General features: G+C 60.1%; 10 protein-coding genes. 2 read left to right on the forward strand and 8 right to left on the reverse strand.

From position 1 onward, the window contains the following. Nucleotides 1-2: 2 nt before the first annotated feature. Nucleotides 3-1,613, reverse strand: coding sequence for an ATP-binding protein (locus AC0R79_RS23080; RefSeq protein ID WP_007957745.1), 1,611 nt, complete (start codon nt 1,611-1,613; stop codon nt 3-5). After that, nucleotides 1,610-2,332, reverse strand: coding sequence for a response regulator (locus AC0R79_RS23085; RefSeq protein WP_474731778.1), 723 nt, complete (start codon nt 2,330-2,332; stop codon nt 1,610-1,612). The genes AC0R79_RS23080 and AC0R79_RS23085 overlap by 4 nt, the downstream gene beginning before the upstream one ends. 735 nt (nt 2,333-3,067) lie before the next feature. Between AC0R79_RS23085 and AC0R79_RS23090 the strand changes: the two genes are divergently transcribed. Continuing rightward, complete coding sequence (locus AC0R79_RS23090) at nt 3,068-5,962, forward strand: ribonucleoside-diphosphate reductase subunit alpha (protein ID WP_127799403.1); 2,895 nt, start codon at nt 3,068-3,070, stop codon at nt 5,960-5,962. Between the two features lie 522 nt (nt 5,963-6,484). Here AC0R79_RS23090 and flgE read toward each other — a convergent pair. The 6 genes from flgE to AC0R79_RS23120 all read right to left on the reverse strand — a co-directional run bounded on the left by flgE (nt 6,485) and on the right by AC0R79_RS23120 (nt 11,473). Further along, nucleotides 6,485-7,798, reverse strand: a complete 1,314-nt coding sequence (gene flgE / locus AC0R79_RS23095; protein ID WP_127799405.1) for a flagellar hook protein FlgE — start codon at nt 7,796-7,798, stop codon at nt 6,485-6,487. A gap of 30 nt (nt 7,799-7,828) precedes the next feature. Next, nucleotides 7,829-8,557: a flagellar hook assembly protein FlgD gene (gene flgD, locus AC0R79_RS23100; RefSeq protein WP_375747722.1), complete on the reverse strand. Its 729-nt coding sequence runs from the start codon at nt 8,555-8,557 to the stop codon at nt 7,829-7,831. Between the two features lie 15 nt (nt 8,558-8,572). Continuing rightward, nucleotides 8,573-9,016: a flagellar basal body rod protein FlgC gene (gene flgC, locus AC0R79_RS23105; RefSeq protein ID WP_007960329.1), complete on the reverse strand. Its 444-nt coding sequence runs from the start codon at nt 9,014-9,016 to the stop codon at nt 8,573-8,575. Between the two features lie 3 nt (nt 9,017-9,019). Then, nucleotides 9,020-9,427, reverse strand: a complete 408-nt coding sequence (flgB, locus tag AC0R79_RS23110) for a flagellar basal body rod protein FlgB (protein ID WP_007960328.1) — start codon at nt 9,425-9,427, stop codon at nt 9,020-9,022. A gap of 238 nt (nt 9,428-9,665) precedes the next feature. Next, entirely contained in the window at nt 9,666-10,493 is an 828-nt protein-coding gene (cheR, locus tag AC0R79_RS23115) for a protein-glutamate O-methyltransferase CheR (protein WP_007960327.1), read from the reverse strand. 47 nt (nt 10,494-10,540) lie between these two features. Then, nucleotides 10,541-11,473: a chemotaxis protein CheV gene (locus AC0R79_RS23120; protein ID WP_007960326.1), complete on the reverse strand. Its 933-nt coding sequence runs from the start codon at nt 11,471-11,473 to the stop codon at nt 10,541-10,543. An 82-nt stretch (nt 11,474-11,555) separates the two neighbouring features. On the opposite strand from AC0R79_RS23120, the gene flgA reads away from it, so the two are divergent. Next, nucleotides 11,556-12,317 carry a flagellar basal body P-ring formation chaperone FlgA gene (gene flgA / locus AC0R79_RS23125; protein WP_081493604.1) on the forward strand — a complete coding sequence of 254 codons (762 nt, stop codon included), beginning with the start codon at nt 11,556-11,558 and terminating at the stop codon, nt 12,315-12,317. Nucleotides 12,318-12,349 lie beyond the last annotated feature (32 nt).

A 12,349-nucleotide genomic window follows, 5' to 3' on the forward strand; every position in this document is an offset into this window, starting at 1 on the left:
TTTCAGCGCCGCTCCTGATTCCTCGGCCAGCTCAGGCTGAAGCACGCTCCGCCCAGACTCTTGCTCTTGCCGATCAGCGCCCGGCCGTCGTGCCAGTGGATGATCCGCCGCACGATCGACAGGCCCAGCCCGTGCCCCCCGGACGCCCGGGTGCGGCTGTCGTCCAGGCGCAGGAACGGCGTGAAGATTTTCTCCCAAGCGGTTTCCGGCACACCGGGGCCGTCGTCCTCGACATCCACCCGGCAACGCATCTGCCCGACCTGATAACTGACCGTGACCTTCGAGCGTGCATGGCGCATGGCGTTGCTCACCAGATTCTGCAAGGCGCGGTGCAGGTAACGCGGCTCGGCCTCGACCCAGGCGTCATCGCAATCCGCCGCCGACAGGCACAGACCGCGCTGCACCGTGACTTCGGCACGCAGAGGTGCCAGCTCTTCGATCACCTGATTGACCAGCGCATCCAGATCGATGCGCTGGAAGGTCAGCGCCGGCGAGCCCTGCTCCAGCCGGGCGTACGTGAGCATTTCGTCGACCAGTTTGTCGAGGTCCTCGATGTCGTGGTCCATGCCCTCACGGTATTTTTCCAGCGCCTGCGGGGTGGTGGCCGAGCCGATCATCTCCAGACCGAAACGCAGGCGCGCCACCGGCGTGCGCAATTCGTGGGACACCGCGCGCACCAGTTCACGCTGGATGGCGAGCAACTGCTGCAAGTGCTCGGCCATGCCGTTGAACGCCGCCGCCAGCTTGCCCACCGAGTCGGCACCACGGGCCGGAACCCGGGTTTCCAGGCTGCCTTTGGCGATGCGCGTGGCAGCGGCTTCGAGCCCGCGCAAACGCCGTTCGAGCTGACGCACCAATAAATAGACGATCAGGCCGATCAGGGTCAGGCCGAGGGCAGCGATCAGCACCAGCCATTCCGGCGGGTACGGGTTCATCTGATACAGCGGCCCGATTTCCAGCACCCACGGCGTGCCGACCATGCCGGCGAACACCCGGATCGAATCGCCACCCTTGCCCAGCGCCATCACCGTATCGCCTTCGGACACCCGACGGCTCTGGTCTTCGTCCATGTCCGCGTCGCTGACGGTGACCAGCCGCAAATCGAAGCCGAAGCCTTTGTCCTCCTTCAATTGCGCCAGTCGTTTGGGCTGCTCGCCCACGGGCACCCGCACCAGTTCATCGGCCAACAGGTAAATGGTCGCCCGGGCCAGTTGCTCGCTGATCTGCTGCACCTCGCCCACCAGCACCAGTTGATCCTTGTCGCTGACCAGCCGATAGACCTTGGCCGCGTGCGGGCCGGTCTGCTCGACCAGCGCCTGGCCGCGCTGCACCCGGGTGCGCTGGGTCAGGTCAAGGTCGGTCTGGGCGAAGGTCTTCAGCGCCAGCGGAATCCCGAGCAGCCGCTCCCACACCAGCAAGGCGCGATGGCGCTCGGTTTCGTTCATCGGTTGCAGGTTGTCGGCCATCAGCGAAAACGTGCCGTGGGCCAGACGCTCGCGATATTGCTCGCTGCGCACCTGGTTCAGCAGGTGCAGCGCCAGCACACCGAGTACCGCCACCAGAATAAGCGCCGCGCACATGCCGCCATAGATGCGCAGGAAGATCGAATTCACAGCGGCAGTTCTACGCAGGCTTCCGGCACGAACAGGTAGCCTTTGCTGCGCACGGTCTTGATCAGGCGCGGGTGGTCGGGGTCGTCGCCGATTTTCGGGCGGATGCGCGAGATGCGCACGTCGATCGAGCGGTCCTGGCCGTCGTAACCAATGCCGCGCAGTGCGGTGAAGATTTCTTCCCGGGACAGGATGCGTCCGGCGTTGGACACCAATAGCCAGAGCAGATCGAATTCTGCGCTGGTCAGCTCGATGCCGCTGTCGCTGAGCCAGGCTTCGCGCAAGGCGTTGTCCACCAACAGCGGGCCGAATTGCAGACGACGCGGATTGCCCGCAGGCGGCTCCGGTGTGTCACTGCGTCGCAGCAGCGCCTGGATACGCGCCAGCAGCAGCCGCGGGCGAACCGGTTTGCAGACATAGTCATCGGCGCCGAGGTCGAGGCCGAGGATCTGGTCGGCGTCGTCGGTGCGCGCGGTGAGCATCAGGATCGGTCCGTCGTAGCGGTCGCGCACCTTGCGGCAGATACTCAGGCCGTCTTCGCCGGGGAGCATCAGGTCGAGGATCACCAGGTCCGGCTGTTCCTTGATGATCCGCGCCGCCGCCAGCGCCCCGTTGCCTTCGATCTCCACGCGCAATCCGTTGGCTTGCAGGTATTCGCGGGTCAGTTCGGCCAGACGCTGGTCGTCCTCGACTATCAATACCTGCCAGGCTTCTTGCTCCACGGGTGACCTCTGCTTGCCGATGCTGCTTATAAAGGAAGGATCCTCCCGTCTTTTTGTCATCTTTCAGGAGGATAAGAATGCGTGCGCATGGGCCGATTGTATAAACGGCGTACAGCCAGAACACAAGTCGGTAAATGCGTTCGGACAAGGCGGATTTTTGTGATAGGGTTCGCGCCCTCAAAATTCCGCCGCGGCATTTTTTTGCGGTGGAAAACAGTGACAAACGGTCTAGCTCAGCAGGTTCGCGGCCTACACGTGAATTCGACATTTCGCACACAATTTACGCACAGGGTTATCCACAGGCTGTCCGTTGCAATCCTCCCCCAAAACGCATTATCTTGTAGCCCGCGCTTGAAAAAACCCTACATGTAGGGGTTGAGGCCAAAAAACCAAACACAAACCGGACAGTGAATTCAAGGCTTTTTATTGCCATTGTCGGGTTGAACCAAACGTATTTTCAGAAGCCCAAACCGCGCCTGCGGATGGCTACCGTTTTTCAGCCGATCACGGCGTAAACGGTACGGGTGTTGCAGTCCCAAACTGCTCCCCGAAAGGAATGCGGTTTCACGCGTATCGCGCGAACCGAAGACTTCGGCATGGAAGCGGCGCCCACAAGGCCCCCTTCCTGAACTGTCCCGAAGTCGTTACCCGGCAACTGCCGGTTGTAGTGCTTCAGGACGGAACGGTGGGCACCGTGATGGTGCCCAAACAAACATAGAGAACGTGGAGACACCCATGCAAACCGACACAACTCGCGAGAACCCGCAGGGCACCTTGCCGCAGGCCGCCGATTCGAATTCGGATCTGGCTGCCACCGCGCCTGGCCAACTGCGTGTGATCAAGCGTAATGGCACTGTCGTTCCTTACACCGATGACAAGATCACCGTCGCTATCACCAAAGCGTTTCTCGCAGTTGAGGGCGGCACCGCTGCCGCTTCGTCGCGAATCCACGACACCGTTGCCCGTCTGACCGAACAGGTCACCGCGACCTTCAAGCGTCGCATGCCGTCGGGCGGCACCATCCACATCGAAGAAATCCAGGACCAGGTCGAACTGGCCCTGATGCGTGCCGGCGAGCAGAAAGTGGCTCGCGACTACGTGATCTACCGTGACGCCCGTTCCAAGGAACGCGCCGTTCGCACCACCGCCGAAGAACCGGTACAGGCGCACCCGTCGATCCGCATCACTCGCGCCGACGGCAGCCTCGCGCCGCTGGACATGGGCCGACTGAACACCATCGTCACCGAAGCCTGCGAAGGCCTGGCTGAAGTCGACGGCGACCTGATCCAGCGCGAAACCCTGAAGAACCTGTACGACGGCGTGGCCCTGAACGACGTCAACACCGCGCTGGTGATGACCGCGCGTACCCTGGTCGAGCGCGAGCCGAACTACTCGTTCGTGACCGCCCGCCTGCTGATGGACACCCTGCGTGCCGAAGGCCTGGGCTTCCTGGGCGTGGCCGAGAGCGCCACTCACCACGAGATGGCCGACCTGTACGCCAAGGCCCTGCCGGCCTACGTCGCCAAAGGTATCGAGTTCGAACTGCTGAACCCTGTGCTGGCCTCCTTCGACCTGGAAAAACTGGGCAAGGCGATCAACCACGAACGCGATCAGCAATTCACCTACCTGGGCCTGCAAACCCTGTACGACCGTTACTTCATCCACAAGGATGGCGTGCGCTTCGAACTGCCGCAGATCTTCTTCATGCGCGTGGCCATGGGCCTGGCGATCGAAGAGAAGCAGAAAGAAGACCGTGCGATCGAGTTCTACAACCTGCTGTCCTCGTTCGACTACATGGCTTCGACCCCGACCCTGTTCAACGCCGGTACCCTGCGTCCACAGCTGTCGAGTTGCTACCTGACCACCGTACCGGATGACCTGTCGGGCATCTACCACGCGATCCACGACAACGCCATGCTGTCGAAATTCGCTGGCGGCCTGGGCAACGACTGGACGCCGGTTCGTGCACTGGGTTCTTACATCAAGGGCACCAACGGCAAGTCGCAAGGCGTGGTTCCGTTCCTGAAAGTGGTGAACGACACCGCCGTTGCCGTTAACCAGGGTGGCAAGCGCAAAGGCGCTGTGTGTGCCTACCTGGAAACCTGGCACATGGACATCGAAGAGTTCATCGAACTCCGCAAGAACACCGGTGATGACCGTCGTCGTACCCACGACATGAACACTGCCAACTGGATCCCTGACCTGTTCATGAAGCGCGTCTTCGATGACGGCAAATGGACCCTGTTCTCGCCGTCCGAAGTACCGGACCTGCACGACCTGACCGGCAAGGCCTTCGAAGAGCGCTACGAGTACTACGAAGCCCTGACCGAATACCCAGGCAAGGTCAAACTGTTCAAGACCATCCAGGCCAAAGACCTGTGGCGCAAGATGCTGTCGATGCTGTTCGAAACCGGCCACCCATGGCTGACTTTCAAGGATCCGTGCAACCTGCGTAGCCCGCAGCAGCACGTCGGCGTTGTTCACAGCTCGAACCTGTGCACCGAGATCACCTTGAACACCAACAAGGACGAGATCGCGGTCTGCAACCTGGGCTCGATCAACCTGCCGAACCACATCGTCGACGGCAAGCTGGACACCGCCAAGCTCAAGCGCACCATCGACGTCGCCGTGCGCATGCTCGACAACGTGATCGACATCAACTACTACTCGGTACCGCAGGCGAAGAACTCCAACTTCCGCCACCGTCCGGTCGGTCTGGGCATCATGGGCTTCCAGGACGCGCTGTACCTGCAGCACATCCCTTACGGTTCCGACGCTGCCGTCGAGTTCGCCGACAAGTCGATGGAAGCGGTCAGCTACTACGCGATCCAGGCTTCCTGCGACCTGGCCGACGAGCGCGGCTCGTACGAGACGTTCCAGGGTTCGCTGTGGTCCAAAGGCGTACTGCCGCTGGATTCGCAACAGATCCTGATCGAAGCACGTGGCCAGAAGTACATCGACGTCGACCTGACCGAGTCCCTGGACTGGGCACCGGTTCGCGCCCGTGTTCAGAAAGGCATCCGTAACTCGAACATCATGGCCATCGCACCGACCGCGACCATCGCCAACATCACCGGCGTATCGCAGTCGATCGAACCGACCTACCAGAACCTGTATGTGAAATCGAACCTGTCGGGCGAATTCACCGTGATCAACCCGTACCTGGTTCGCGACCTGAAGGCTCGCGGTCTGTGGGACTCGGTCATGATCAACGACCTGAAGTACTACGACGGTTCGGTTCAGCAGATCGAGCGCATCCCGCAAGAACTCAAAGAGCTCTACGCGACCGCGTTCGAAGTGGACACCAAGTGGATCGTTGACGCCGCCAGCCGTCGTCAGAAGTGGATCGACCAGGCACAGTCGCTGAACCTGTACATCGCCGGCGCATCGGGCAAGAAACTGGACGTGACCTACCGCATGGCCTGGTACCGTGGTCTGAAAACCACCTACTACCTCCGTGCCCTGGCCGCGACCAGCACCGAGAAGTCGACCATCAACACCGGCAAGCTGAACGCTGTATCCAGCGGCGGCAACCACGGCGACGACTCGGTCCTGGCAGCCCCTGCCGGCCCGGCTCCAGTACCGAAGGCTTGCGCCATCGACGAGCCGGATTGCGAAGCTTGCCAATAAGCTGAGCTGAATCGGGCGTTGCGAAACGCCTGATCCGAGAAACCCCCGACAGACTTCTGGTTTGTCGGGGGTTTTCTTTTGCCCGCGCAAAAAGCAAAAGCAAAAGCCCCCCTCACCCTAACCCTCTCCCGGAGGGAGAGGGTTAGGGTGAGGGGTTTGGGAGAGATGCGCCGACGTGAAATACCGAGTTGAACTTGGGTTTAAAAAAGCATGCAACTCGACTCCTGCTGCTTCTTCTGCTTTGGCTTTGGCTTTGGCTTCCCACCACTCAATACGATGAGCGTTAGCTCGAGTACCGCTCTTGACATGCCGGCCCCATCGGAACGAAGGAACACCGAGCCAAAGCGAGGTGCCGAACGCCGGGGTCCAGACCTTTGGTTACTTTGGGGCGTTTGCCAAAGTGACCCGCCGTAAGGGCGGAACCATAATCCGCAACACCCGAAGCAACGGATCCACCCCCAAACCCAAGCCAAAAAAAAGCCCCTCAAAAAGAGGGGCTCCTTAACCAGCCAAAACCCAGAATCAGGTCATCTGAATAATGGTCTGCATGATAGTGCTCTGAGTCGAAATGGTCTTGGCGTTCGCCTGATAGTTACTCTGACCCTTGATCAGATCAACCAGCTCATTGGTCAGATTAACGTTCGACTCCTCCAGCGAGTTCGAAACAACCGAACCCAGCGTACCGGTCTCCGGCGCGTCGTAGCCCGGAATACCCGAAGCGTAAGTCTCTTTCCAGCTGGTACCACCAATCGGCTGCAGACCCTGCTCGTTGGTGAAGCTCGCCAGCGCAACCTGGCCGATGGCCTTGCTCTGGTTGTTGCTGAAGTTGGCAAACAGCGTACCGGTACCGTCGATGGTCAGGTTGGTGATCTGGCCAGTAGCGTAACCATCCTGAGTCGGGATCGAACGCGCGGTGTCAGCGTTGAACTGAGTGGTCTTGGCCATCGAAATGGTGATGCCAGCCGGGTTCGCCGAAGCGCCGTTGGCCTTCCACACGCCGTTGGTAACAGTGCCCGGCACCCAGCCAGTGAGTTTCAGGTCGCTGCTGATCACGGCAGGCGGCGTGCTGACCTGAGTCAGCTGACCGGTGGAGTCGAACGTCATGGTCGAGGCGACAGGTGCGGTGATTTTCGGATCGCTACCGGTAGCATCCGGGTTACGACCGTCTACCAGGGTGTAGACCTTCCAGGTGTTGGCACCGGTTTTCACCATGTACTGGTCCATGACGTGGGAGTTACCCTGGCTGTCATAGATCGGGGTGCTGAACGACTTGGTGTAGGTCTCGGTCTTGGTAGGGTCGAACTTGCCGGCCGCCGCTGTGTCGTCGATCACCGGAGCGGTCGAGTTCAGGTTGATGGTCGAGGTCACCAGCGAGGTGGACTTCGGCGCCAGGTTCGAGGTGTCGATCTTCAGATCGGTCAACACGCCGTTGATGACCTTGCCGTTGGAGTCCACACCGTAGCCTTGCAGACGCGAGGTGTAGTCAGTGTTGGTGATGAAGCCGTCCTTGTCGACCTTGAACGTACCGGCACGGGTGTAGGAGATCGAGCCGTTGTTGCTCAGGGTGAAGAAACCCGAACCGTTGATGCCCATGTCCAGCACGTTGCCGGTGTTGTTGATGTCACCCTGGGTGAACTGCTGAGAAACGTTGGCCAGGCGCACACCGTTGCCGATGACCTTGCTGCCGCTACCCAGGCGAGTGGCCGAGTAGACGTCTTCGAATTCTGCACGGGACGATTTGAAACCGGCGGTCGCAACGTTGGCGATGTTGTTGCCGGTCACGTCCAGTTGCTTGTTGGCTGCATAGAGACCGCTAAGGCCGATATTGAAAGACATATTCCACTCCTTTGTGCCGGTTAGTCGGCTCTATATACCAATGGTTTGTACTTTGGACAGGGCAACGGTGCCCTTGCCGGACAGGTTGAGCATCAGCTCGCCACCGGTCTGGCTGATCGTCACGCTGGTGACCGTGGCTGGCAGATAGGTCGCCATATCGGTCGAGGTACCGTTGATCGAGGCGTTCGCCTTGACGGTGTAGGTACCGGTTTTCACCAGGTTGCCGTCCTTGTCCTTGCCGTCCCAGGTGAAGCTCGCATTGCCGGCGGCGCGGCTGCCCAGGTCGATGGTGCGAATGGCGGTGCCACTGCTGTCGGAGATGGTGACGGTACCGCCGGCAATCGACGACGGGACGGTGACCGAACCGGTCATGCCTTTGCTCGGATCGTCAAGCTGGACCGAGTTGGTCTGCACGATCACGTTGCGGCCGACCAGCGACGAAGCCTGCAGGGCTTGCGACGAGTTGTAGTTGCCGGCCAGCGAGCTGACGGTGCTGTTAAGGGTGGTGATCCCCTCAAGGCTGCTGAACTGTGCCAACTGGGCAACGAATGCGCTGTTGTCCTGTGGGTCGAGCGGGTTCTGGTTTTTCAGCTGGGTGACCAGCAGTTGCAGGAACGCGTCCTTGCCCAGGGCCTGGCCGCCGGTCGAGCTGTTGGTGGCCGAAGCGATGCCGCCGGTGGTCGTGCTACTGGTCTTCTTCGAAGAGTTGGCCAGTATGTCGTTCATCGTCAGGCTGCTGGTGGTATCGGTAACACTCATGGCAGTCGCCCCTTATTACTGACCGAGGGTCAGCACCTTCTGCATCATGGTTTTGGCGGTGTTCATCATTTCGGCGTTGGTCTGGAACGACCGGCTCGCGGAAATCATGTCAGCCATTTCTTCCACCACGTTGACGTTCGGGTAGTAGACGTAGCCCTTGGCGTCGGCCGCCGGATGGTTCGGTTCGTAGCGCGCTTCGAGGTTGCTCTGGTCTTCGACCACGCCCATGACCTGCACGCCTTGACCGGCTGCGTCCTGGTTCTGGAACAGCGAATTGCTGCCGCCGCTCTGGCCGCCCTGGAACATGGTGGCAAACACCGGGTGACGGGCACGGTAGGTCTGGTCGATGCTCGACGAGACGGTCTCGGCGTTGGCGATGTTCGACGCCACGGTGTTGAGACGGGTGGTCTGGGCGCTCATGCCGCTGCCGGCAATGTTGAAAACGCTGGACAGGGACATGGATTACTCTCCGCGCAGGGCTGAGACCAGCCCTTTGAATTTGCTGTTGAGCAGGGTGAAGCTGGCCTGGAAGCCGACGGCGTTTTCCGCGTAGTTCGACTGTTCCAGCTGGGCGTCCACGGTGTTCTGGTCGATCGACGGCTGCATCGGCGTGCGATACATCAGCGACTCGTCGCCATTGCCCAGGCCTTCAGCTTCGATGTGACGGCTGTTGGTCATGTTCAGGGCGATGGTGCCGTTGGCGTTCTTCTGGCTCTGTGCTTCGAGCACTTTGGAGAACTCCAGATCCCGCGCCTTGTAGTTCGGGGTGTCGGCGTTGGCGATGTTGTTGGCCAGCACTTCGGCACGCTGGGCGCGGAAGCCCAGAGCCTTTTCGTGAATGCCGAGCGCTTTATCGAAGCTGATGCTCATGTCGGGAACCTTCAGGTGACCGGATTTTTCGTAACAGGGTTATAGCAAGCGGCGTGCCAGTTTAAGAAAGCCCCGGATTACGGGGCTTTGCGCGGAACCGGCAACACGGCAATGCCAGAAAAGCGGCAACCGGTTTCCGCCGGATGCCGCTTTTCTGCCGCCTGCCACCGGCAAAACCTTCAGGCATAAAAAAACGGGAGCCCCTGAGGACTCCCGTTTCTGGTGTTGCCGGTCTTGATCACTTCGCCTGGTAGATGATCCCCGGGCTGCACTGAACCATCTGGTAATGATCCGGCAGACCGTTCAGCGCTTCGGAAGCGCCGAGGAACAGATAACCGCCCGGTTTCAGCGTGCTGTGGATGCGCAACAGGATGTCCTTCTTCACCTCGGCGGAGAAGTAGATCAGCACGTTGCGGCAGAACACGATGTCGAACTTGCCCAGGCTGGCGTAGCTGTCGAGCAGGTTGAACGAGCGGAATTCCACCCGGTTCTTGATCGGCGCCTTGATCACCCAGCGCCCCGGCCCTTTCGGGTCGAAGTAGCGCTGAAGACGATCGGCGGACAGACCGCGACCGATCGCCAGGCTGTCGTACTCGCCGGTCTTGCAGTTGGTCAGCATGCTGCCGGACAGATCCGTGGCAACGATCTGCACACCCATCTTCAACTGACCGATGTTGGTCCGCTCGAACTCATCGATCGACATCGACAGCGAATAGGGTTCCTGACCCGACGAGCAGGCCGCCGACCAGATCCGCAGACGCTGGTTGGGAGCGGCCTTGATCGCCTCGGGCAGCACCTTGTTCTTCAAGACTTCAAACGGATAGGTGTCACGAAACCACAGGGTTTCGTTGGTCGTCATGGCATCGACCACCTGCTCGCGCAAACCGCTGCGCGGCTGGGTCTGGATGCGCTGAACCAGCTCACCCAGGGACTTGATGCCTTGCTGCTCCATCAGTTTGTTGAGACGGCTCGACACCAGGTACTGCTTGTTTTCACCGAGCAAAATGCCACAGGCTTTTTCCAGGAAGACCCGGAACTGTTCGAAATCCAAATTACCCGTAGACAAATGATGCCGCCTCTTAAATCGTGTTGAACGCCAGGGGCAGAAGGCCCTTAGCTGATATCTGCTGCTTTGATCCGGTCGACTACCCGGGATGCCAGGTCATCAGGACGGAACTTGGCCAGGAAGTCATCGGCACCGACTTTCTTGACCATCGCCTGATTGAACACACCCGACAACGAAGTATGCAGGATGATATGAAGCTTTTGCATGCGAGGGTCGCTGCGGATCTCGGCCGTCAGGGTGTACCCGTCCATCTCCGGCATTTCGATGTCGGAGATCATCATCAGGAACTCTTCTTCCGGCTTCTTGCCCTCGTCGACCAGCTTGCGCAGGTAATCCAGCGCCTGCTTGCCGTCGTTCAGCGCCACCACCTCGACACCGACCGTCTGCAGGCAACGCGTCACCTGCTTGCGCGCCACCGACGAGTCATCGACCGTCAACACCCGCAGCGACAACGCCTTGCTCTGGGTCTCGACATCCACCACGCCGACCGAAATCGCTTCCGGGGTCGGCGCAACTTCCGCCAGCACCTTCTCGACGTCGATGATTTCGACTAACTGATTGTCGACCCGAGTCACAGCGGTCAGGTAATGATCGCGTCCGGTGCCCTTGGGCGGCGGATGAATCTCTTCCCAGTTCATGTTCACGATACGTTCCACCGAGCGCACCAGGAAACCCTGGGTCTTGGTGTTGTATTCCGTGATGATCACGAACGGACTGTTCTTGTCTTTCAAAGCACCGGAGCCGGTCGCCATCGCCAGATCAAGGATCGGAATGGTCGCCCCCCGGATATTCGCCACCCCGCACACGACAGGACTGGACTTGGGCATCAGCGTCAGTTGCGGGCATTGCAGCACTTCCCGAACCTTGAACACGTTGATCCCGTAGAGCTGCTGGCCGTCGAGACGGAACAACAACAGCTCCAGGCGATTCTGCCCCACCAGTTGCGTGCGCTGGTTCACCGAATCCATTACACCAGCCATGCCCAGACTCCTACACCAACGCCAAGTGTTGTTGCGACGCACATTCATTGCTAAACGGCACGGCGCTTGCTTTTTAACTCGTATGAACGCTCAAACGACATTTTTCCGACGCCTGACATCTCCCCTCCGCAGAGGGCTTTGCGCGATGTCCGCCGTTTGCCTTTTTTTCGCTGGCAGCCCTGCCGGTGCTGATGCGGTTACCTTGCCTGACATGCTTATCGGCGTCACTCAGGGCTTTCTTGAATTCACCGTAGAAGACTATCTGGCTACCAGTCAAACGGAAGGCCGTTATGAAATCGAGGTCAACCAGCTCGATCCCCGCATGCGCATGCCTATGTGCGACAAGGAATTGACAGCGACACTGGAGAGTCCGGCACGCCCTCTGGGCCGTGTCACGGTCAAGGTCCGCTGCGAAGGCGCCTCCCCCTGGACGGTGTTCGTGCCCGCTCAAGTCCGCCTGTTTCGCGAGATTGTCACCACCACGCGACCACTCAAACGCGCCGGCATCATCGAGCCTCAGGACGTGACCTTGCGCGAGCGCGACGTCAGCACGATCAATCAGGGTTTCCTGACGTCGGTGGATGAAGCCATCGGGCAGAAATTGACCCGACCAACGGTAGCCGATCAAGTCATCACCCTCGTGCATCTGGAACAGGCGGAAGTGGTTCGCAAGGGCGATCAAGTGGTGATCACCGCCCGCAGCGGCACCCTCGCCGTGCGGATGCCGGGCGAAGCCCTGTCCAACGGTGGCCTGAAAGAACAGATTCGGGTGAAAAACCTCAATTCCCAACGGGTTATCAAGGCGCAGGTTATCGCGCCCGGCCAGGTGGAAGTTGCCATGTGAATGGCCATGTAGCGGTGATGTGAGCGGCTGTA

Source organism: Pseudomonas sp. HD57-3 (assembly GCF_056113135.1).